The 22976-nt window shown below is 38.1% G+C and carries 19 protein-coding genes; 14 read left to right on the top strand and 5 right to left on the bottom strand.

Features of this window, described 5'->3' with window-relative positions:
- The first annotated feature begins 6 nt into the window (after positions 1-6).
- The 13 genes from BW964_RS12420 to BW964_RS12360 all read left to right on the top strand — a co-directional run bounded on the left by BW964_RS12420 (position 7) and on the right by BW964_RS12360 (position 15548).
- A complete protein-coding gene (locus tag BW964_RS12420) occupies positions 7-1299 on the top strand; it encodes a leucine-rich repeat domain-containing protein (protein WP_076507585.1) in 1293 nt (430 codons plus the stop codon).
- A 54-nt stretch (positions 1300-1353) separates the two neighbouring features.
- On the top strand, positions 1354-5523 hold the full coding sequence (locus BW964_RS22360) for a hypothetical protein (RefSeq protein WP_076507583.1): 4170 nt from the start codon (positions 1354-1356) through the stop codon (positions 5521-5523).
- A gap of 20 nt (positions 5524-5543) precedes the next feature.
- Complete coding sequence (locus BW964_RS12410) at positions 5544-5897, top strand: hypothetical protein (protein ID WP_076507582.1); 354 nt, start codon at positions 5544-5546, stop codon at positions 5895-5897.
- A gap of 6 nt (positions 5898-5903) precedes the next feature.
- Positions 5904-8267, top strand: coding sequence for a hypothetical protein (locus tag BW964_RS12405; protein ID WP_123911951.1), 2364 nt, complete (start codon positions 5904-5906; stop codon positions 8265-8267).
- Between the two features lie 6 nt (positions 8268-8273).
- On the top strand, positions 8274-8564 hold the full coding sequence (locus tag BW964_RS12400; protein ID WP_076507578.1) for a hypothetical protein: 291 nt from the start codon (positions 8274-8276) through the stop codon (positions 8562-8564).
- 283 nt (positions 8565-8847) lie between these two features.
- On the top strand, positions 8848-9237 hold the full coding sequence (locus tag BW964_RS12395) for a CdiA C-terminal domain-containing protein (protein WP_228432008.1): 390 nt from the start codon (positions 8848-8850) through the stop codon (positions 9235-9237).
- Between the two features lie 6 nt (positions 9238-9243).
- Positions 9244-9633 carry a hypothetical protein gene (locus tag BW964_RS12390; RefSeq protein ID WP_076507577.1) on the top strand — a complete coding sequence of 130 codons (390 nt, stop codon included), beginning with the start codon at positions 9244-9246 and terminating at the stop codon, positions 9631-9633.
- A gap of 38 nt (positions 9634-9671) precedes the next feature.
- The gene (locus BW964_RS12385) at positions 9672-10139 is read left to right on the top strand and encodes a hypothetical protein (protein ID WP_104669445.1); all 468 of its coding nucleotides are present in this window, start codon (positions 9672-9674) and stop codon (positions 10137-10139) included.
- A gap of 61 nt (positions 10140-10200) precedes the next feature.
- The gene (locus BW964_RS12380) at positions 10201-10779 is read left to right on the top strand and encodes a DUF4840 domain-containing protein (RefSeq protein ID WP_076507574.1); all 579 of its coding nucleotides are present in this window, start codon (positions 10201-10203) and stop codon (positions 10777-10779) included.
- Between the two features lie 94 nt (positions 10780-10873).
- Positions 10874-11440 (top strand): RNA polymerase sigma factor, encoded by a 567-nt coding sequence (locus BW964_RS12375; protein WP_076507572.1) that lies wholly within the window; start codon positions 10874-10876, stop codon positions 11438-11440.
- Positions 11433-12830 (top strand): outer membrane beta-barrel protein, encoded by a 1398-nt coding sequence (locus BW964_RS12370; protein WP_076507570.1) that lies wholly within the window; start codon positions 11433-11435, stop codon positions 12828-12830. The genes BW964_RS12375 and BW964_RS12370 overlap by 8 nt, the downstream gene beginning before the upstream one ends.
- A 40-nt stretch (positions 12831-12870) precedes the next feature.
- Positions 12871-13833, top strand: a complete 963-nt coding sequence (locus BW964_RS12365; RefSeq protein ID WP_076507569.1) for a T9SS type A sorting domain-containing protein — start codon at positions 12871-12873, stop codon at positions 13831-13833.
- Positions 13834-14012: 179 nt separating this feature from the next.
- A complete protein-coding gene (locus BW964_RS12360) occupies positions 14013-15548 on the top strand; it encodes a YifB family Mg chelatase-like AAA ATPase (RefSeq protein WP_076507567.1) in 1536 nt (511 codons plus the stop codon).
- Positions 15549-15681: 133 nt separating this feature from the next.
- Here the strand turns inward: BW964_RS12360 and BW964_RS12355 are convergent, their stop codons facing one another.
- Entirely contained in the window at positions 15682-17892 is a 2211-nt protein-coding gene (locus BW964_RS12355) for a S46 family peptidase (protein ID WP_076507566.1), read from the bottom strand.
- A gap of 86 nt (positions 17893-17978) precedes the next feature.
- Here BW964_RS12355 and BW964_RS12350 point away from each other — a divergent pair, with 86 nt between their 5' ends.
- A complete protein-coding gene (locus tag BW964_RS12350) occupies positions 17979-18413 on the top strand; it encodes an META domain-containing protein (protein WP_076507564.1) in 435 nt (144 codons plus the stop codon).
- Positions 18414-18496: 83 nt separating this feature from the next.
- Here BW964_RS12350 and BW964_RS12345 read toward each other — a convergent pair whose 3' ends face one another.
- The 4 genes from BW964_RS12345 to BW964_RS12330 form a co-directional block, all read right to left on the bottom strand.
- Positions 18497-18913, bottom strand: coding sequence for a hypothetical protein (locus BW964_RS12345; protein WP_076507562.1), 417 nt, complete (start codon positions 18911-18913; stop codon positions 18497-18499).
- 6 nt (positions 18914-18919) lie between these two features.
- Entirely contained in the window at positions 18920-21466 is a 2547-nt protein-coding gene (locus BW964_RS12340; protein WP_076507561.1) for a beta strand repeat-containing protein, read from the bottom strand.
- 4 nt (positions 21467-21470) lie between these two features.
- Entirely contained in the window at positions 21471-21953 is a 483-nt protein-coding gene (locus BW964_RS12335) for a T9SS type A sorting domain-containing protein (protein WP_076507559.1), read from the bottom strand.
- A gap of 163 nt (positions 21954-22116) precedes the next feature.
- Entirely contained in the window at positions 22117-22824 is a 708-nt protein-coding gene (locus BW964_RS12330; protein ID WP_076507558.1) for a LytR/AlgR family response regulator transcription factor, read from the bottom strand.
- Between the last annotated feature and the right edge of the window lie 152 nt (positions 22825-22976).

Below are 22976 nucleotides of genomic sequence, written 5' to 3'. Positions count from 1 at the left end.
CAAAAAATGAAATCAAAACAAGAATTAAGTAAATTATTTGAAAATGGAGATAAACCCATCCAGGAAGATTTCTGGGAATGGTTGAATTCTTACTGGCATAAAGATGAGAAAATAGATATGTCAAAAATTGCTGGGCTGGAAAACGGCCTCCCTAATCCCAACTATATTTATGCAGAAACGGATGAAGATGGAAAAGCATCTTTAAAATCCCATTTGACAAAGAAGATATTGATTAAGGGGGCTGCTTTAAGTATTCCGCATTATTTTGCGCCCGATCTAAAATTAACAGATCTGGAAATACCAAGTTCAGTTACAACTATTGGAAATTATTCTTTTAATAATAATCTTCTTGAAAGTATTAAGTTATCAAATAATGTGGTCTCTATCGGAGAATGGGCGTTTTATAGTAATAAGTTGACTGCAATTCATATTCCGGAAGGTATTAATTATATTGGGGCCTCTGCATTTGGAGCCAATCTACTGAGCTCAATAAAAATCCCTCAAAGTATAAAAAATATCGAAGCTGGATCATTTTCCGGGAACCAACTGGTATCCGTAGAACTTCCAAGTGATATTAATAGTATTGGAGCAAATGCATTTTCCAGCAATCAATTACCTAAGGTTTTTCTGCCTGAGAATCTTATGAAGATTGGAGCTAATGCATTTGAAAATAATCAGCTTTCAATCGTTTCTATCCCCGGGACTGTAATAGAAATTGGTCAATTTGCATTCCGTAATAATCTTATAAAAGAAGTAACGCTAGCTTCAGGATTAAACAAAATAGGAGATTATGCATTTGCGGATAATCAACTTTCAAATGTCTCCATCCCAGATACTGTTACTGAAATCGGTCAATATGTATTCCTAAATAATCCTCTCAGGGAATTAGTATTGCCTGCCGGTTTAACGAAAATTGCAGCAAACGCTTTTACAAATGGTCAATTATCACAAATTACTATTCCTCACGAGGTTTCAGAAATTGGAAACAATGCCTTCTATAATAATCAATTATCAGAAATTGTTCTCTATGATAATCTTAGAAGTATTGGGTACAATGCATTTGGAATGAATAAACTTACTCATCTGGAACTTCCGGATGTGCCTCTTGTCATTGAAGAGATGGCCTTTGCATATAATCAACTAACCAGTGTTGTAATCCCTGAAAATGTTGTCTTAATCAAAGCAAATGCTTTTGTAAATAATAAACTGGAACGTGTAGTTCTGGGAGAGAGGACAAAGTATTCATCAGTTGCTTTCGATTTCACTGTAGAAGTAATCGGAGGAGAAATGGTAGCATAGAAGAGGCTGTCATATTAAACTTTCGAAAAGCTCAAATACCAAAATATTAAAATAATGTCAACAAATAATACATCAACAAAGACAACCGATTTTACTGTCGGAGAAACCTTCATAGGAGAAGGTATTATTAATAACAAATCAACAAATAATATGAATCCAGAAAATACACCAAGCCAGACACTGTTCAGATTCGCTACAATGCGTAATGCTGAGTTATCTGATCACGAAAACAAAGAAAGAAGATTTATTTTTAGAGATTATGCTACTCAGAAAGGAGTAATTGATCCGAGAGTTGAAGCCGGACAATCATTGAAGACAGTCTGTCGGGAAATTACAGGTTTAACAATAGAAACTGAAGCCTCCTTAAAAGCTCAGGATGTAGCATTCTACGAACTAGCCGTTTGGGTAGCTAGAAATAAAGCCAAAGCTACTAAAGAAGAATTTGATGCTAAAATCCGCCATTATAGAGAATACCAGCAACAAATTATTCGTATTGATTCTAAAATCTGGGATAACCTTGTTTATCAGGTGGTTATTCAGAAGGATTTTTATGCCAAGGAAACACTAATGCAGCTTTTACATCTGGATCATATCCTAAGATATTATGATGGTTTTAATCAGGCCAGATATGAATATGTCATAAAAGCAAAAGTAGTTCTTCCAAAAGAACTTTTTAAAGTGGAAACAGGTTCTCAGTCAGTAAACTTCTCCAGGAAGGCTGAGGTGATAAAAGAAAAGCTGGGTGAACCTTTCTACAACGAAAAAGACCAGAAATATACAGAAGCAGCAGGTAATCTGCGTCTGAACCAGGATTTGTCAACATCTCTGAATAAGCTGGAAAAAGTTTATCAGAAAGAATACCAGAAAGCCTATAATGTGGCCTATGAAAATTATCTGAAAGAAGTAAAACCCATTCAGACTGATTATCAGAAAAGATTATCAGAAACAGAGAACAGGAAAAAGGTTATTGAAAACAGAGTTAAATATCTTACTGAACTGAGCATTGCTAATCCTGAATTATATGTTAAAAATCCAGACTTAAAAGAAGAATTATACAAGTTGAATGAAGAACTTTTAAGCCTTCATGTATCTCCACCTGACTTACCGGAGTTTAGTCTTGAATTCAGACCAGAAATCAATCCCGAAGAAATAGGAAGAGTATTAACCGATGAAAATAGGTATGCATTAAACAGAATCTTCGGCGGGGCATCTGTCGGTGAGGCCTTAGAAGGGATTTCTACTTTTGCGGAAATTTCCGGAGCTCTTTCGCAGGACAGCCAATTACAGCAGCAACAAATCCTAAACAATACAGTGCTTAATCAACCTACATTTACCAATATTGGAGGCGTTTTAGTTCCTGTTACCAATTCACTGAATAATAATGGAGTTATTCCATTTTCCACAACGACTCGTAGGGTTCCGCTCATGCCAGGTATTGGACATTCAATAGTCGTGACGACGGATATAAATCAGCCCAAACATATTATTAGCGGAAATTATCAGGTTAAAGTAGGGGGGCAGACCATTGCGACCGGTTCCGGAACAGACCCCTGGAGTGGTGCTGCAAACGTAACTTCGCTTTTTCAAAATAATAAAATTCCCCATATTGATATTGAAAAGATAGAAGTTATAGAACTGGAAGGAGATGTTGTCTTAAGTGACGGATTATCTTATACGATGCAGGCGACATTAAACAGAACAAACAATGATACCAGTTTGTTTCAGGGACGTGGAATATTTACCCCTAAAGACAGGGTTGTAGACCCTACGGATCCTGGAAATCCTGGAAATCCGTCCAATCCCAATACCCCTGAAGGTACATTTATTCCCTCAGGTTTCGGGATGAAAAATATAGGTATTACTGATTATCGAAAAGTAGAGCAAAGTACCTATTGTTATGTGGAAGGAGATGTTGCACACATCGAAAACATCATGGCAAGGGAATATAAAGAAAGAGCGACCAGAAGATTAAAACGCAGTGAATCTCAGACTACAAAATCTACAGAATCTGAAAAAGAAAAGCTGACAGATACTACTTCTACTGAGAGAAATGAAATGCAAAGTGAAGTTTCAAAAATACTTCAGGAATCCAAAGATTTTGCAGCACAGGCCGGATTTAACGCATCATGGGGAGCGGGTGCTTCTCCAAAATATATGTTAAATACAGCAGCTAACTATGCTACCCACAACTCCAAAGAAGAAAGTAACCGTCAGGCTGTCACTGATGCCAAAGACATAACAGCAAGGGCACTGGACAGGATTGTTACCAAGGTGAAGGAAGAGCGTATTGATAAAATCCTGGAAGAATATGAAGAAAATAATAAACATGGATTTGACAATACCAAAGGAAGCAACCATGTTGTGGGCGTTTACCGATGGGTAGATAAAGTGGTAAAAAACCAGATTTACAACTATGGCAAGCGTATGATGTTTGAATTTATGGTTCCTGAGCCTGCCAAGTTACATACATTGGGAATGAAAGCCAGCAAAATCGCAGAAAACCTACTAATAAAGCCTATTGACCCCAGAACATCCATTGTGAACAAGATGGAAAATTTTGCATCTCTGGATGGGGCTTCAGGAGATATGATTTTAAAATACTGGTTAAGCAAATACAAGGTAGATATTAATAAAAAACCAGAAGAATTCATTTATGTAGGTAAAGCTTTTTCCAATACAGCGGCGGATTCAGATGGAAGATCAGAATATGATGAAGCTATCGCCGGAGGTGCAGAAATCCAAATCCCTGAAAACTATGTAACCGTTGCGGCTATAGGAGTAGTACAGACAGGAGGGGAAGGCGTATTAGGGCATTATTTAAGAATCGGCGGAGCCTATATGAATGGCTCTGAGCTCCCGATTAATAATTTTTATCAGGTAGTTCCTGTTTCTTTCTCCCTGATTGGATCCCATGCTATTGATGTCAATGCGAGTGTGAAATGTAAACTGACTACAGAAGCTAAAAATGAATGGCTCCAGACGACCTTCAATAAAATCGTTGAAGCGTATGAAATAGAATTAGGGAAATATGAAGCAGCTTTAGCAGATGCAAAAGCATTAGGGATTCAGATCAAAGGTTCCAATCCAGGCTTCTACAGAAAAATAGAAAATACCATCCTGAGAAGGAACTGTATTTCCTATATGTTGGATCAGAATCCAAATGCAGAATTAACATTCGGAAAAAATAAATATTACCAGACAGACAATTCTACAGAAAGTTTTACCAATACCGAAATAAAAGTAGATGGAACTCTGGATAGGTATGCAGCTTTTGTAAAATTTATGGAACAGGCTTTTGAATGGGAAATCATGAGCTACTATCTATACCCTTATTATTGGGGTAACAGAGCCAATTGGGCAGATTTATATCAGTTTGATGATAATGATCCTGTATTCAGAGCCTTTATGCAGTCCGGGATGGCAAGAGTTATCGTTACGGTAAGACCGGGATTTGAAGAATCGGTAAGACATTTCTTAGCAACAGGACAAATCTGGAACGGAGGAGAAGTTCCGGTAATCGATGATCCGTTATTCCTGTCTATTGTAGATGAGTTGCGCTCACCAAAAGCCACAAAAGAAGGAGAACCATGGAGAGAGAAAATTCCTACTTCGCTTACTATTCTTCAGGCAGATTCTATCGGCTTAAAAGTAGAAAAAGCACTACCATGCAACTGTGAACCAGGAGTGAAATTCGATGATAATCTGGGTGAAATGTGCGAAAGTAATTTTGAACTGAATAACAGTCAAATCGGACAGTCATCTGATAGATGGATTGAAATCAGTTTTAACCATATGGACTATTACCAGACTATTGGAGAAATGGAAGAGCATGCGCCATTCCCTAGAAAGTATGAATGTTTAGGAAATAGCATTACTGTGGAAAGAGATGCGAGTTGGTCAAAATTGGACAGTACTATTAAGTTCTATCAATCTTTAGCCGATGAACTTTCTCTAATAGAAGGCTTGGAAGCCTCTCCAACAAGTGAGTATGGAATTACATTTAAAATAAATGTGACTAAAATCAAGAATTTTAAATTTGTAAAGCCAGGCGGATCTAAAGAATTTGATACACTCCAGTTCCTAACGGACGGATTGTCTTATTTAAAAATGATTACCCCTGAATATTTAAATTCTGCGAGTTATAGAATTGCAGATAAGGATGGACAACAAATTCCGAATCAAGAGTATGTTGACAAAATTCCACTTTCTAAATTTTTAGTTTAATCATTTAATATTTTAATAGTATGAGCCGGGTAAAACCCGAGGCTATTTGGCAGCACGATAAAGTGCTGCCTTATATCCTCACGCGTCTGAAAGACAAGATTAGTGAGATTACTGCAGTAGAAAAGATTTTTCTTTTTGGAAGCAGAGGCCGGGTTCCTTTTGAACAATGGGAGGATCTGGAAGGAAAAGACTGGGACGTTTTGGTACAGGCAAAATGCAAGCTGAAAAATGCAGGGATCTTAGCTGATAAAGACTACCATTTGGATCTTTTGGTGATGGATGAAATTCAGGTTCAAAAGTTTACAGAAAATATGGTGATCAAACAGCTTTTTCCTGTGAACGAACTGGAATGTTTAATAGAAAAAGAAAAGTAAAATAAAATGGAAACATTAGAGATCAGAGACGTACTAAGTGGCGAATGGCGTACCGATGATTATATAAGAAAGCAGCTGCTATGTAACAAATTGAAATACAATAATGAGTTAAGCAGGCATTCTATGCTGGACTATAACATCAACGACTATGATGGAATTGCTGAAGAGACGTATGTAAAAGATAGTAAAGAAAATATCATCCGGCTAAAAACGTACCTTAATAAAAATAAGGAAATTGTAGATCTAGTACAGCAGCAATGCGAAATAAAATTTACGATCAATGCCTCAAAAGATGAAATCTCGGGCCAGCTTATTTATTTTTATCACAGAAATGCTGATAAAGAACAACTCAGGAGAAAGAAAGCTATTGTATTGGAAACATTTTCTTATGAGGAATTCAGAAATTTAGTAATGCATGTCGGCTATGATGATTTTGAGAACTATGGTGATTATAAAAATTACTTCACAGAAATTTATAAATCCAGTTTTCTTAAAGCCAAAAGTGCAGAGGAACTTAAATTCCTTTACACCCATATTCCTGAATTTATTCTTAACAGAATGGCTCTTGAGGATGAAACGGTATTTGGGCATTTGCTTGCTTTGACAAAACTTGATGATACAGGGATTTTCAGTGGATGGAAAGATGGAAGCTCTGCATTGGTAAATGTATTAAAAGTTTTTTCAGGTCATCATTTTCTGCTTGAAAAATTTAAATCTGATCCTCAGCTCTGTAACAGAATTTATTTTAATTTAGATGGATTCAGTGAAATGGAGGGCGAAATGAAATCTAACCGTATTATTTTTGCCACTTTTCTGATGGAAGGCTGCCTGCTTTCAGAGAACCGTCCAAAAATAGGGGTTCCTACTTTCAGGATAGGAAATGAATATAAAGTAAATACTGAGGTTTTTGGACTGTCGGGAGATATATTAGGTTTTGGAAAATCAGATGAAAAAACTTTTTTTCTCCAGCAGCAAAAGGAGGTGGTAAAGAGAACTTTAATTATACCCAAAGAAGGAGACCCTAATGCAACAGAGCTGACAACAGAAGATCTGGATGAAGGAGCCGAGTTTTTTCCTCTTGAAATGGTTTATTTTATAAAGGTGCATCAATCAGAAACAAATAAGGAAACAGAACAGGAAAGTACTATAATGATGGTTCCTGCTATTTATGTAAAGGCATGGGCTGATGCAGAAAAATGGGAAGATATTAATGAAACGATCCGGATTGTGGCCGATATGTTTGGAATTGTTTTTGGAATCGGAGCATTGGCATTATCCGGAAATCCTTATGTATTACTGGCAGCGGCTGCAGATCTAAGTTTGGCATTACCGGACCTTACCATACAAGCATTCCGGGATGAAATTGCTAAACTTCCGGGAGGAGAAGAATTTCTGCGGCAATGGGATCTTTTTTATAATGTGGTGGGAAGCGCAGTAGCGGTACCACAGCTCGCTGTTGGTGTTGCACAAATTGCTGTCGCCTTTTACAGAAGCTGCTTAAATCTGCTTAAATTACCTCAGACAGCAGAAAAAGTAAGACAAGGGTTGCGTGCAAGTGCGATTTCCGTATTTTTGGATCTGAATAGTGGAGCTTTTCAAAGGAAAGACCTTCGTCTGTTTAGTCCTTCAGAATGGGTAATCCCAAGCGCAGGGTTCTTTTCAAAAACTTCGGAATGCGATGCTTTAGTTCAGAATGGGGCATTCTTTATGGAACTTGATGCGGCTGCCATTATGGAGAGTATTGGAAGAAAAGGAGGAATTAATCCTGATGCTATTGGTTCAATAAGTAGCAACAGAAGATTTGCATTGGTTTACAAAGGGGAAATTGTTGCTCAGGGAAGTAGGTATGATAAGGCTTATAAAAAGATCTTAATGGATTTGAAGAGGGTAAGTTACAGTACTGAAAAGGTAGAAGAGATTCTAAATGAGATAATAAAGCAAATACGTATTAATACAATAATAGAAGAAGACGGCTGGGTTGTTGTTCGGGGATTGGAGCGTGAAAACGTTGCTAAAGCATGGTTAGACGGTGAAGGTGAATTTAATATTTCAATTACTACTAAGAATACTTCTTTAGAAAATAATGGTAGAAAGATTTTCAAAAACTTGTTTAATTTTATTAATATTGAATATGATGAAATTACTAGAATTAGGGGAACATGGAGGTCAAGTTCAAAAGTTGGAGATAATTTGAATACTTTTAATGAATTAATTAAAAAAGGAATGTCTCAAGAAGATGCCGCTAAAGGAACTTTTACTGGGAAAATGGCTAGTGAATTAGGTTTTAATGTTGCTAGATTAGAATCTACGTCCATTAAAAACTCCCAAGGTATCTACATTTCTGTTGATATAATATTCTTAAAAAAATAAAATAATATGACTATAGAAGAAAAATTAAACCTTATTGGTTTTAAAGGATTTGTCCATTTAAAAAAAGAACATAGAGACAACAAGAGACGAAAGTTTTTTAGTTCAAATTATAATGACAAGGAGTTCAATATTATGATTGTAGAAAAAGATAATAAATGGATGATAGAAAAATTGGAAGATGCAGGATTAATTTCTAATGTTTTGACTCTAAAGAATAGTGAAATTCATACTAGCGAATTAATACTCTTTTTTAAAAAATTTTACTATAAAAATGATGAAATATCACAATACTTATAGAGTTAAAATGCAAATATTTTGTAGAAATTAGCTTAATAAATTGTTTTGAATTGATTAGTAAAACCGCTCTTTTGGGCGGTTATATTTTTTCAATGACATTTCAATTTTCATAGTTTTGGATCTTAATAGTGGAGCTTTTCAAAAGAAAGACCTTCATCTGTTAGTCCTACAGAATGGGTAATACCAAGCGCAGGGTTCTTTTCAAAAACTTCGGAATGTGATGCTTTAGTTCAGAATGGTGCATTTTTTATGGAGCTGGATGCTGCTGCCATTATGGAGAGTATTGGAAGAAAAGGAGGAATTAATCCTGATGCTATTGGTTCCTTTAGAAATTGAAAATGAAGCAGCGGAAATTTTAGCCAAAAACGGGTTTGACATAGAGCAGAACCCTAAAAAATCAGGAACATTGAAAAACCCTGATTATAAAATTGAAGGAGAAGTTTTTGATTGCTATTCTCCTAGTAAAAGAACTCGTGTAAGAAATATTTGGTCAGAAGTTGGAGGGAAAATACTTAAAGAGCAATCTAACCGAGTGATTTTAAATCTTAAAATTTGGGAGGGAGATATAGTAAAGCTTCAACAACAGTTTTTAGAATGGGAAATAGAAGGATTAGAAGAAGTTATGTATATAACAAGAGAAGGGAAAATAAATCATTTAACAATTAAAAAATAAAAATATATGTCACTAACTTATAATTTAAAATTTAAAATAAAAATTGGAGAAAAGCAAGAACTTCAGAAATTAATTAAAAATCATGATAATAAAATTTTTATTATTTCTAATATACTTACGCCAAAATTTAATTTTATAGAAAGTAGCTTCGGGTCTGATTACATTAATCTAGAATTAAAAAATGCTTCTTATATTTCATTTGATATTATAAAAAAAGATATGGATTGTGTATTGTTAAGGAAATCAGTCTTGCAATTGGTTCATGCAATCACTAATGAAATTTATCCAGAAGAAGATTATTTTTTCGATTTTAACGGAGACTATATTCATGAAAAAAGGGAAAATGGTATTGTAAAAAGGAATAGTAACAGTGATTTTTATGAGGGTTTAGATTGAGTTACATAATAACTACATTATATGACGGCAACCAAAAGTTGCCGTATTTTGTTTCAAAAACTTCGGAATGTGATGCTTTAATTCAGAATGGTGCATTTTTTATGGAGCTGGATGCTGCTGCCACTATGGAGAGTATTGGAAGAAAAGGAGGAATTAATCCTGATGCTATTTGTTCAATAAGTAGCAACAGAAGATTTGCATTAGTTTACAAAGATGAAATTGTTGCTCAAGGGAGTAGGTATAATAAAGCGTACCAAAAGACCTTAATGGATTTGAGGAGGGTAAGTTACAATGCAGAGAAGGTAGGAGAATATTTGGAAACTATTATTAACAGAAGAAGAATTGTTTCTGTAGAAGATGCTTCACTTTTAAACACCCCAACCCAGCGTAAAACCCACGCTGGGTTTTCATTTCAAAAAATAAATCATAAAATTTTATTCGCAGTAAATCAGCGTGTTATAAGAATGTTTCGTCTTTTTTCAAAATCCCACGCAAGATTTCTCTAAAACCGGATTTTATAGAGGAGTACTCACTACAATTAATGTTTAATGTTAAAAAAATAATGAAATGAAGAATTTAATAGTACTTAAGCTGATTACCGCCGTTTTGATCCTATCCATCATCTTCTCCCTGTTCTCATGCATGAATGAGGACAGGATAGAAGGCCCACCTGTAAAACTGGAAGATATTAATGGTAGCTATAAAGGAAGGCTCATCACGGTGCAAGGAGACTTTAGGACTGAGAAAATTATTGACTTTAAAGTGAAAAAAGACACGCTGACATTTCCCGAGTTTCCCATCAAAGAAATTGTAATGGCTGTAGTAAAAGATCCTATAAAAACACAAAATGCTCTGACAGCAATGGGAAAAGTGAAATATAATCTCAAATATACATCGGTATTAAATGCAGATAAAAATTGGGTAGAACTCAATTTTATTTCCAAAGAACTGGAACTTCAGATTCCTGTGGACGGAGTAACCAAAAAAGCGATAGTTACACTCGTGGCAAAACAGAAAGGATATTTTGCAGGATTAGACCATACGTTGAGATTTGCTCTGGCCGCAGAAAAGATTACAGTAAACGGAACAGTACTGGATCCTTTTGAAATGGTTTATTATAATTTCCCATACTGTATAAAGAATTAATTGATAGATAATGGCAACAATAGATTGTGTTTTGGCCGGATGCAGTCTATTTTTGCTTTAAAATTTTAATGGGTTGCTAAACCGGACCTCATTCATGGAAGAAAACAAAGAGCAGATTTTGATAAGACGCCTTCTCACGAAGGATGAAGCTGCCTGGAAAGAACTTTTCGGAACGTATTCCGGAAACCTTGCCGGGGTCTGCAATCGTTATATTTCAGGGAAAGATGATGTTCATGATATTCTTCAAAATAGCTTTATCAAAATGTTCCGGTCTATAGAAACATTTGAATACCGAGGCAGCGGTTCTTTGAAAGCCTGGATGATCAGGATTACAGTCAACGAAGCCTTAAAACATATAAGACAGCATTCCGGAAGGATACAAGATACGGATCTTTCTGAATTTCCGGACATCCCCAATGATGAGGAACCCGATTTGGATGAAATTCCGCAGGCTACGATTATGAAACTGATACAGTCGCTGCCTGATGGGTACAGAACTGTTTTTAACCTCTTTGTATTTGAGCAAAAAAGCCACAAGGAGATTGCAGGGCTTTTAGGAATTGCAGAGAATTCTTCTGCCTCTCAGTTTCATAGGGCAAAAGGTCTGTTGATCCAGAAAATTAAAGAATTTAAAATGTCAAAAAAAGCACAATATGAATAATCAGTGGCTCAATGATCTTCACAGGAAAATGGAAGACCACGAAGAAGATATTCCGGATGGGCTGTGGGAAGATATTAAAGATGAACTTTTTTCTGAACAGGAAGAAAAAGCAATAACCGGTGGTGTTCTGATACCTGAAATTGAGACTGAAAATGAAATTAAAACAGGTCCGGCAGGAAAGGGAAGATCTCTGCTGTACCAGATAGGAGGAATGGCAGCGGCTTTAGTTATACTGTTTTTTACCGGAAAACTCCTTCTGGATATGAATGGAGAGAAGATAGTCACACTAATAGCAAAGAAAGCTCAAAATATCAGTGAGGGTACATTGAAAGTAACAAAAAGTACAAGATTTGTAAATATAGAAACCCGTGATAAAATAAATGCCAAAGGAACTGAACAATATAGCGGTCTGGACAATATATTACCGCATACAACAAACATTGATGAAGTTTTTGAAAAAGAAATCAGCAAAGCCATCAATGGTAATCACCTGTTATTGGCACCTGTGGGAAAACAAAACGTTTTAGCTCCTTTAACAGCAGAAAATCTACCGGATTACATTTCTTCTTCTCTTAATGAACATCATGTATTGAAAGAGAAAAAAGAAGTTGATGAAATCTTAAATGATAATGAAAATGAGCTTCCGGAAAAATATGCAGATAATGACAAACATACACTTCCCGGCCGTCAGCAAAAAAAATGGATGTTGAGCATGCTAACAGGAAATGTTTCCTCAAATTCTTCCGAACAGAAATTTCCGGGGTACACCTCTATCAGTGGAAGTCCTATGGCTTTCAGTGATGTATGGGTATCAGGCACAGAAATCAATCCGCTGACAGAATTGCTATTGGCTAATCAGAGCAAAGAAGTGGAAGCCAGAATAAGGCATAAAATTCCTGTTACCCTTGGACTCTCCATGTATTATAATCTCGGAAAAAGATGGGGAATAGGAACGGGGATAAGCTATACAAAACTTACATCAGAACTTCACTCCGGCAGCAATTCAAACTATATAAAAGGGGAGCAAAATGTGCATTATGTAGGGATTCCGGTACAGCTTAACTATAATATTATTCAAAAGGGGCGCTTTACAGGATATGTGACCGGGGGAGTACTCGCTGAGAAAGCAGTAAGTGGAAAACTTAAGACAAAATATATTGTCAATGATGAGGTACAGGAAACTCAGGAAGAACGTATTGATGTTAAACCGGTACAGTTTTCCGTCAATTCTGCCGTTGGTTTACAGGTGAAAATTATCGATAAGATAGGAATATACGCAGAACCGGGAATCGGATACCACTTCAGGAATGATAGCCAACTCAATACCCTTTATAAAGAAAAACCTTTAAACTTTAATATGAAATTCGGAATCAGGGTGCTGTTGGACTAACAGACCTGCACAAGACTAAACCAAACTCAAATATATTAATATGAAAACCAAACTGATTTTTTTGGCTGTTCTATTCATGACTATTCTGAATATAAAAGCACAGTGTAATCCTACCATAACAAGCCCCAGGTTAGGAGTGAAATTTCCGGATAAAATCCTGTTCTGCAATACCGAAACAGAGATACTTTCTACACAGGCATTCGGAAGTTACCAATGGTACAAGCAGGAATGGACCTGGCAGACGCCTAATACCAATCCATGGACCGCTATTCCTGGGGCAATTTCACAAACGTTGACCATCAACGGAAATGATGACCAGCTTTATTATTTTAAAGTTGAGGTTACACAAGGCGACTGTACTGCAGAAAGTCCCGCCGTGATGGCAGACGGATTTGTTTATGGACTTCCTTCGATGCTCAGCACCTTTACCCCCGGAACTTTCCAGGAAGTGGGAGAAGGAGAATATAATATCTGTGCAGGAGCATCTGTAAAATTTGATGATGTATTTCCAGATCTTTATGGAAACCATGTATGGTATAGATGTATTCCCGGAAGTCCGCCTCCATCCGTTGGAGATCCGTGCGTGATTAATGGAGCTGCCGGAGACACGTATATCGCTACAGAATCCGGGGTATATGGATTTTATGCCTGCACCGAGTACTGTCCGGATCAGTGTGAATTTTTAGGAAGTGGAAATTTTGTGAAACTGAATTTCGGAAACTTTGAATTCTGTACTCTGGCAACAGATGAAGCCCAACGTAAAGAAAATACCCTGAAATTGTATCCGAACCCTACATCGCAATTTCTTTACATCGGAAAAGAATCGGATAAAACGTACAAAGAAATTTCGATCATCGATATATCCGGAAAAGTAGTCCTGCAAAAGAGCAGTCACCGCTTCAATGAACCTATTGATGTAAGCAGGCTGGCTGTTGGAAATTATATCATCTTGTCCAAAGACGCTGAGGGCAATACCTATAAGAATAAATTCATAAAAAAATAAATAGTACACATCCTGAGTTAGTTTTTTTTAATCGCTGATAAGCCGGTACAGAGACAATCTGTATCGGCTTGTCTTTTTATAGAATATTTTCTTTAAAACCTCTCAGAAATATAATACTATTAATTTCTAATACGATTCTTGGAAATAATATATTATTTATTTTTACAAAAACACACATCATGCTGGTAAAAATTTATGGAAGCGCCATCCATGGAGTTGCGGCACAGACCATCACTATTGAGGTAAACGTAGACACCGGAGGGGTTGGCTATCACCTGGTTGGGCTTCCTGATAATGCGATCAAAGAAAGCAGTTACAGGATCTCTGCTGCACTGAAAAATGTAGGATACAAAATTCCGGGTAAGAAAATTACGATCAATATGGCTCCTGCGGATCTTCGGAAGGAAGGGGCAGCGTATGACCTCAGTATTGCCATTGGTATTCTGGCTGCCTCAGATCAGATTCTTGCCGAAAATATTCATAATTATATCATTATGGGTGAGCTTTCACTCGATGGAACCCTGCAACCTATAAAAGGAGTTTTGCCCATCGCAATTCAGGCGAGGGAAGAAGGCTTCAAAGGGATTATACTTCCCATGCAGAATACCCGAGAAGCAGCCATTGTAGATAATCTTGAAGTGTATGGAGTTGAAAATATTATTGAAGTCATTGATTTTTTTAACGAAGGAAAACCCATAGAAAGAGTGGTCCTGGATACCAGAAAGGAATTTCAGGAAAAGATCAATGATTTTCCATTTGACTTTTCAGAAGTTAAAGGGCAGGAAACCGCCAAAAGAGCAATGGAAGTAGCTGCAGCCGGCGGGCACAATATCATCCTCATCGGTCCACCGGGAAGCGGTAAAACCATGCTGGCCAAAAGAGTTCCGGGCATTTTACCTCCTTTGACGTTGAAAGAAGCACTGGAAACCACAAAAATACATTCTGTAGCCGGTAAAATGGGTGCTGAAACGTCTCTTATGACTGTTCGGCCCTTCAGATCACCACACCATACCATATCAGATGTTGCATTAGTTGGAGGCGGAAGCTATCCCCAGCCCGGAGAAATCTCACTTGCCCATAATGGCGTTTTGTTTCTGGATGAGATGCCTGAATTTAAAAGAACCGTTTTAGAAGTGATGAGACAGCCTCTTGAAGACCGGGAAGTAACAATATCCAGAGTCAGATTTACCGTAAATTACCCTGCAAGCTTCATGTTGGTCGCTTCTATGAATCCCAGCCCCAGCGGTTTCTTTCCGGATGATCCTGGAAATACCTCATCCGTTTATGAAATGCAGCGCTATATGAATAAACTTTCCGGACCATTACTAGACAGAATTGACATACATATTGAAGTGCAAAAAGTAGAATTTGAACAGCTGGCTGAAAAAAGAAAAGGCGAGAAAAGCTCGGATATCAGGGAACGTGTTCTGAAGGCACGCAGTATTCAGAATGAAAGGTATAGAAATCTTGCCATCAGCTATAATGCGCAAATGGGGCCTAAAGAAATTGAAAAATTTTGCAGCCTTGATGAAAAGTCTTTTAATCTGATCAGGCAGGCCATGGAGAAGTTAAACCTTTCTGCCAGAGCATACGACCGAATTTTAAAAGTGGCAAGAACAGCCGCTGATTTAGAAGGATCTGAAAGTATAGGGTCTCATCATATCTCGGAGGCTATACAATACAGAAGCTTAGACCGTGGTTTTTGGAATGTGTAGTTCAGAAACTAAAAAAAATCTTAGTAAAACGATTTAACTTCTTTCCGAAGGGCATCACTTTCAGAGCTTTTCATCGAAAAAATAAAAAAACCGTGAACGGATGTTCACGGTTTTAAAAATATCTTAGAGAAGATTATTTTTTGCTTTTTGTCTTCTTAGGAAGTTCAGTTGTTCCTGAATTTTTTGTCTTTGTATCAGGAGGTGTATTTTCTCCTCTTACAAGCTTTAATTCGTCGATCAATCTTCTTGCTCCTGCATATTTGTCAATCGTCCAAAGAACGAAACGTACATCTACGTTGATTGTTTTCTGCCATTCCTGTTCAAATACGATATCACCGCTTAATGCTTCACTGTTTCCGTCGAATGCAATCCCGATAAGGTTTCCGTCTCCGTCAATTACAGGAGAACCAGAGTTACCACCGGTAATATCATTGTTAGAAAGGAAGTTGACAGGCATGTATCCGGCAGCATCAGCATACTGTCCGAAATCTTTAAGGTTATAAAGGTCGATCACTCTTTGTGGAAGGTCGAATTCTTCATCTCCTTTCTTGTACTTTCCTACAAGACCAGTCATATCAGTATAATAGTTATCCGTAACACCGAAGTAGTTTCTATCTTGTCTAACAGGAAGTTTATCTACAGTCCCGTAGGTTAGCCTCATCGTAGAGTTAGCATCCGGATAGAATTTTTTCTCAGGCATAGCTTTCATTAATCCAGCTAAAAACATACGGTTGTTTTTGTTGAAGTTATCATCAACTTTCGCATATTTCTCAGTACTCATTTTCTGATCGGCAACAATTCCATTAGCAATTTTCCAAAGAGGATCAGCATCAAGTTTCAATGCATCAGGGTTCAATAAGAAATTCGTTGCAGAAGTCTTATTGGCGAAGATTGAAGAATAAGCTACATTAGAAAGTGTCTTAGCATCCAATCCTAAAATAGTAGCAGATGCCACTTCTTTATTCGTTACTCTTGTCTGATAAAGATTGGCCATTGAAGCAAGCATTTCTCCTTCAAGAGATGGGTTGAAGTTTTCGTAAGCGGCTTTAAGAGCAGCTTCAGTTTTTGCTTTCATAGCAAGTCTTCCCTGCATATCCTGAGCCGAGTAAGCCTTAAGGACAGATCCAACCTGTAAAGCAAGGGTAATATATTTCGCATTTCTTGAGAACTGGGAAGCATAGTTTCTTTCAACATTTCTTTCAGAAACCTGCTTGTAATAAACCTCAATATCTTCTAAAACACCATCATAAGCAGTATTACCCGGCATTACAGACCATTTTCTGTAGGTATCCTCGATCTTTTGTTTATCAGAGATTGTTCCGTTTTTTTCTACCGCATCGATAGTTCCCTGTCTGTTTTTCCAGTAGTTCGCTACAGAAGCATATTGAGAAGCATAGTTAAGCTGAGTCGCTTTATCCTTGTCCATATACTTTTTCATTACGTCCATAGCAAGTTTGGAAGCTTCTACCCAGGCCGGATAGTCTTTGTTCACCATCTGCTGAATACCGTAAGAAGTAAGGTAACGGTTGGTTCTTCCAGGATATCCTAAGATCATAGAGAAATCTCCAGGTTTGATCCCTTTAAGAGAAACCGGAAGGAAGTGCTTAGGCTTCAATGGAACGTTGCTTGGAGCAAATTCTGCAGGGTTTCCTGCTGCATCTCCATATACTCTGAATACAGTGAAGTCAGCCGTATGTCTTGGCCATTCCCAGTTGTCTGTATCACCTCCGAATTTACCTAATGATGAAGGCGGTGCACCTACCAATCTGATATCTTTGTAATCTTGATACACGAAATAGTAAAATTCATTTCCATTGAAGAAATCTCTTACCACTACCGTATATTTTCCGTTTTCAGAGTTTTCAGTCTGGATTGCCTTTGTTTCGGCATCAATGACTGCTTTTCTCTCTGCTCCGGTCATATTGTTATTAAGTTTAGAATTGATTCTCTGCGTAGCGTCATCCATTCTAACTAAAAATCTTACATAAAGATCTTTCGCATTAAATTCATCTTTCTGCTTCATAGCCCAGAATCCGTTCTTCAGATAATCTTTTTCCGGAGTAGAAGCGGCAGCCACAGCACCATAACCACAGTGGTGGTTCGTGAAAATCAGTCCTTTGTCAGAAACAATTTCCCCGGTACAGAAACCTCCGAAGCTTACGATAGCATCCTTTAAACTTGAATTGTTTACCGAATAAATTTCTTCAGGCGTCAAATGCAGTCCTTCTTTTTGCATGTCGACCCCGTTAAGTCTTTTGATGAGCATTAACAGCCACATCCCCTCATCCGCCCTCATCTGAGCAAAGCCCAATAAGAAAGTGAACAGTAGAAATAGTCTTTTCATTTTATAAAATAATTTTTGTGTCGCTAATTTACTAATTTTTACGATATTCTGTCCCGGAATGGTACGAAAATGGGAGGATAATGCGCATGAAAAAAATACTCCTGTCTTTTTTGGCCATTTTGCTTTTAGGAGCTGTGGTCAGCTGCTCTTCAGTTCCGGAAAAAAATCCAGCCCTTCAAAGGCAGTGGATGCTCATTTCTTTTGGAAATTTTTCCAAAGAAGAGTTGGTTAAAAATAAAGCAGAAATCAACCTCACAGCGACTATTGAAAAGGGGAAGATTCGGGGCGGAGCGAATATGGGATGCAACACGATCTTCTTTACTTCCGAATTCAAAAGCGGGGGAAAAGTAAAAATATCCGGGGTAGGCAGTACATTGAAAGCCTGCCAGAATATGGAACTTGAGACTGCTTTCAGTCAGAAATTCGATCAAATGACCAATTATTCCATTCAAGGACATTTTCTTACCCTATCGGACGACAGCGGAAATTCTATGAAATTTGTTGCTGCAGATTGGGATTGATTTCCAGGCATTCAGGTCTGAATAGATAAATAGATAAAAAGTCCGCACTTGGCGGACTTTCTTTTTGAAATCAGATGAGGTGATCAGTTTTTTGGGATTGTTTTTTTTATTTCTTCCAAAGTTGCAGTGTTGGGCAAACCTTGTATGCTGTTGTTTGTGTTCTTAGAAATTGATTGAGATGCCTGTCTGTTAGGAATAGAAGCTTTGATTTCTGCAATAGTTGCAGTATTGGGCAGCAATTTTCCCGAATTATTACTTGATGGGGAAGCCGCCGTTGTATTGTCCTGTTTTTTCACCTCAAGACCCTGATCTGAAGCTAAGGGGGTTGCTGATTGCTTTTTGGGAGTATTTTCCTGAGATACTTTAGCCAACTGAGCTTCATGTTCTCTCAGCTGCCTTACAACTTGCGCCTGATCTTCAGGTTGTGGTGCGTTCTTATTTTCCTGGGCATAAATACTTATGCTTACTGCTAAAAATATAATGGTATATAATGATTTCATGATCGTTTATTTAATGTTTACCAATACTTTAATTTTGCCAATCGAGTTTTGGTCATAATCCTGAAGGGCTTTTCCAATCACTTGTCCTATTTTTATTTTTTTAGGATTCGCTTTCATGGCTGTTCCTGATTTTGAAGAAGTTACCAAAAGATCTCCTCTTTTAATTTTTCCACCTTCCAGGCAAACCTTTGTAGGAATCACTCCAATCACGCCCATCGGCACTTTTCCTGTTAATTCAGAATCAATATTTTCTTCCGTTAAAAGAACACCCGGTTTTGTGGCATATACTCCGGCTACAAGAGTAGAATATGGTTTTGATGATTTTTCTACCGTGCGGTCAGAATCCGTTGAAATAATTAAAATATCTCCCGGCTCATATTCTGAAGTATTACCTTCTACATCAAATGCTTCCGCAACGTCGGCCCCACTGTTCTGAGTTCCTCCATTGAAGAATCCGGTTCCCGTCTTATTAATTCTGGCTACATTCGCTCCTGCACTTTGAAGGACTGCAATATTACCTGAAGGACCTGTATGATTCACAAACACTCCCGTTCCGGTCCCAGCATTGGTCACAGAAAGTACTGGAGTTGAATTGGCTGCGTTGAAATTTCTGAAATAACCTGCGCGTCCCGTCCCGAAGTTGGGAACCCAGCCATACACAGCACTTCCACTTCCGTTGACAGAACTTTCTATACCATCTCCCAGATTATCAGCATTCGTGGTAATCCCATTTCCGTTACCCTCTGCTATAGCTAATAATGCCGGGCCATTTCCTGCAGGATTACTCGCATAGAATAACCCTCCAAAGCCACCTGTTCCTGATGAGAGACCATAAACACCTGCTGTTCCGAAATTCGCAAACTGAGAAGTAACCTCACCTTTTACAGCAGGAGAAGTACCTGTAACTTTGTCTACTTTAAAGTTTCCGGCTATACCATTACCTACCGTGGTAGACGTTATAACATCGCTGGTATTAGCATCATTAAAATTGTTAAACTTTCCAGCACGTCCCGTTGAAAAAGAAGGAACCCATGCGTACAATGCATTGCCGGTTCCATCAATATTCGCTTCTACAGCATTTCCGTTCTTGCCGGCATTAGCCGTAATTGCATTTCCGTTTCCGTCAGTTAAAGCGACCAGGGCAGCACCGTTTCCATTGGTATTGGATGCGAAAAAGAGTCCACCAAAACCACCGGTTCCGGAAGAAACGCCAAAAACCCCTGCAGCACCAAAGTTTCCGAAAATCGTTTTCACTTCTCCTCTTACTGCAGCTCCTACACTGTTTGTATTGTTAACAAGAAATGAGGAAGCGTTGCCTTGGGTATTGTCCGGGATATTTCCTGTTCCGTTGGTTTCTACTTCAAAAGCATTTCTGTCATTATTCGAATTTAAATTTTCAAATCTTCCTGCTCTTCCTTTTCCGCTACTAAGGCCAACCTGTCCGAAAACGCCTACCGAGGTGCCGGTAGTATTGGTGGCCACAAAACCTCTTACACCATATCCACCACCATCATTTCTGCCGACAACAGCTCCCGCGATATCACTCGTATTTCTGCCGACTACGGCTTCACCGCCTCCATTGTTATCACCTATAACTCCTGCAGAAGTCTGTGCACTGGTAATCCCCTGTACTGCGAAACCGCTTCCCGTTGAACTGAGTACACCGGCACCGCTTCCTGAAGAGGAAACATTAATAACGGTTCCGTTTCCAAGGGTATTGGCATTAAGAACATTGCTATTGTTGGCATTGTTAAAAATAGAAAGACTTGCTGCGATACCATTAGTACTGGTAGCAGTAAGGCCCGTTCCAGAATTACTGTTCGCATAAACCCCTGTTCCGGCACCCGATGAATTTCCATAAACACCAAGTCCGCTAGGGGTGACTCCATAAACGCCCCATCCACTTCCTGCCTGGCTTCCCCAGATACCTATCCCCAGACCGCCGGTGCCATTATTGATGCCTCGGATCCCACTTGAAAATCCTCCGGGGGCTACATTGCTTACAATTCCTCTTACGGCAGCAATGCTTGAGCTGGTGGTATTGTTGACACCCTCTACAGAAGTTCCGTCTCCGTCATTAATTAATGAAAACAAGGTTGAGGCATTGTTAACTGTATTGGTATAGGGAATAGTGAAACTTCCACCTGTTCCGCCAGCAGATTTAGCATAGAGAGCATAAGGAACACTTAATAATTGGCTAGTTCCCGCAATTGTATAATTAGTTCCCCCTGCCGGATCCGTTTCAGTTTTTAAATAATAGCTTCCCGAAGGCCAGTTGATCGTAGAAAAAGTTCCGGAAAGCACTGTTCCTGTCCCTATTTCCATGCTGATGAGTCCATTGGCATTCGTATTTCCGGTCAATCTTTCAGAATAGACCAGTGTTCCGGCAGGAGAGCCCTGTAATACACTTACCTTGACTGCGATACTTTGATTGGTTAAAAGCTGACCGGAGCCATTTCTCATGATGGCCTGATAGCTCATTTTTTCCGGAGCCTGTGCATGCCCCATAAAGAAGCCTAGCATGATCCCCAGCGTTAGTAATATTTTTTTCATGGCGTTATTTTTTTATGACTTTAAATGTTTTCAGGTTTTCTCCATTCTGGTTAATCCGGATAATATAAACAGAGGAAGGAAGGGAGGAAAGGTCCAGTTCAGACTTTGATTGTGAAATCCTATCCTTTTTGATGAGTTTCCCCTGAGCATCGAACAGCTGGTATTCTGATCCTTTGAATGGGGAAGAAGTGAAATCGATGTACAGATAATCTCTGACAGGATTAGGATAGAGTAAAATGCCTTCTTGCTTTGATACGGTTTCGCTGGCAGAAAGTGTTGTGATTTCGTAGGCCTGCTGTACACCTTCCAGTACCTGGGAATTTGCTCCCTTATATAGATAAGCAGTCTGGCCGACACTGTAAGAAACCGAGCCGTTGCTTCCTGATGCATTTGTTCCCGAAGCCAGAACCGCCGACTGAGCGTTCAGAATACTGACGGAAAAGGTGAACAGAATGAGAAAGAAGCAGTGAATAGATGTTCTTTTCATGTAAAATAGTTTTGTGGTTATTAATGGGTTATACAAGTTTTCAGAGAAAATTTGTAGACACTAAATTACCACATCTCACAACCGGATGGCAGGAAAATAGACTAACGGTAAAAAAAATCGACCAACGGCATTTTTTGCCCAAAATGTTGGTACTCAATATTTTTTAAGGATCAAGGAAAGACAGGCTCTCTTTGTAGGTTCTGCCTATAGGAAGTTTGATCTGATGGATCAGTTCGATCTCGTGACTGTTTTTTCCACGGATGAAATGACGGGGAACCGCATAACTGCGGTGTATCCTTACAAAGGAATCGAAAAAGCTTTTATGAAGAAGATTGCCCAGTGAATCCAGAATACAGTGTTTCTTATCATAAGTGACAAGCCGGGTATAATCTTTGAGAGCTTCAAGATAAAGAATATCGGTAAGCTTAATCTGAGAAACATGACCACCTTCTTTTATTTTAATGCAGTTTTCACCAAGCATTGCATCGAAGCAATCACATTTCTCTTTCATTTCAAAAAAATTAAAGACTTTCTGTATAGAGTCGTGAAAACGCTCTGTTTTAAGCGGCTTTGAGATGAAATCCAGTGTATCCATCTCAAAGACTTCTGCTGCCAACTCCGGATGGGAACTTACGAATATACAGGCAGGGATTTTATGAGCCAGTTTTCTGAATTCCAGACCACTCATTCCAATAAGTTTCGTCTCACAGATCAGAAGGTCAATTGGAAATTCAAGGTAGGGAACTGCCTTTTCTGCCGAATTAAAAGACGCAACAATTTCTATATTATCATATTGTCTGACATGATGCTGAAGAACCAGCCTGTCCAGTTCATCATCATCAATGATCATACATTTAATACGGGTAATCATGATCTGTGGATTAGTTTTTTATAAGATTTATAACTTTTAATGATTATTAATCGTGAATCTTCTTTATAAAGTTATTAATTTTTTTGAAGAAAAAAGTCATTGTAAACTTAAATTAACATTAAAAAGTGGGGAAGATTAAAAAATGATTTTGT

The sequence above is a fragment of the Chryseobacterium shigense genome (genome assembly GCF_900156575.1).
GTDB classification, from domain to species: Bacteria; Bacteroidota; Bacteroidia; order Flavobacteriales; family Weeksellaceae; genus Chryseobacterium; species Chryseobacterium shigense.
The sequence above is the reverse complement of the archived record's forward strand: the minus strand, read 5'-3'. Positions and strand labels throughout refer to the sequence as shown.

Bases quoted from the DNA above. Each gene is read 5' to 3' on its own strand.
- BW964_RS12380 (WP_076507574.1), top strand. From the start codon at position 10,201: ATGAAGAATTTAATAGTACTTAAGCTGATTACCGCCGTTTTGATCCTA.
- BW964_RS12335 (WP_076507559.1), bottom strand. From the start codon at position 21,953: ATGAAAAGAACATCTATTCACTGCTTCTTTCTCATTCTGTTCACCTTT.
- BW964_RS12365 (WP_076507569.1), top strand. From the start codon at position 12,871: ATGAAAACCAAACTGATTTTTTTGGCTGTTCTATTCATGACTATTCTG.
- BW964_RS12375 (WP_076507572.1), top strand. From the start codon at position 10,874: ATGGAAGAAAACAAAGAGCAGATTTTGATAAGACGCCTTCTCACGAAG.
- BW964_RS12360 (WP_076507567.1), top strand. From the start codon at position 14,013: ATGCTGGTAAAAATTTATGGAAGCGCCATCCATGGAGTTGCGGCACAG.
- BW964_RS22360 (WP_076507583.1), top strand. From the start codon at position 1,354: ATGTCAACAAATAATACATCAACAAAGACAACCGATTTTACTGTCGGA.
- BW964_RS12420 (WP_076507585.1), top strand. From the start codon at position 7: ATGAAATCAAAACAAGAATTAAGTAAATTATTTGAAAATGGAGATAAA.
- BW964_RS12350 (WP_076507564.1), top strand. From the start codon at position 17,979: ATGAAAAAAATACTCCTGTCTTTTTTGGCCATTTTGCTTTTAGGAGCT.
- BW964_RS12390 (WP_076507577.1), top strand. From the start codon at position 9,244: ATGTCACTAACTTATAATTTAAAATTTAAAATAAAAATTGGAGAAAAG.
- BW964_RS12405 (WP_123911951.1), top strand. From the start codon at position 5,904: ATGGAAACATTAGAGATCAGAGACGTACTAAGTGGCGAATGGCGTACC.
- BW964_RS12330 (WP_076507558.1), bottom strand. From the start codon at position 22,824: ATGATTACCCGTATTAAATGTATGATCATTGATGATGATGAACTGGAC.
- BW964_RS12340 (WP_076507561.1), bottom strand. From the start codon at position 21,466: ATGAAAAAAATATTACTAACGCTGGGGATCATGCTAGGCTTCTTTATG.
- BW964_RS12355 (WP_076507566.1), bottom strand. From the start codon at position 17,892: ATGAAAAGACTATTTCTACTGTTCACTTTCTTATTGGGCTTTGCTCAG.
- BW964_RS12400 (WP_076507578.1), top strand. From the start codon at position 8,274: ATGACTATAGAAGAAAAATTAAACCTTATTGGTTTTAAAGGATTTGTC.
- BW964_RS12345 (WP_076507562.1), bottom strand. From the start codon at position 18,913: ATGAAATCATTATATACCATTATATTTTTAGCAGTAAGCATAAGTATT.
- BW964_RS12370 (WP_076507570.1), top strand. From the start codon at position 11,433: ATGAATAATCAGTGGCTCAATGATCTTCACAGGAAAATGGAAGACCAC.
- BW964_RS12410 (WP_076507582.1), top strand. From the start codon at position 5,544: ATGAGCCGGGTAAAACCCGAGGCTATTTGGCAGCACGATAAAGTGCTG.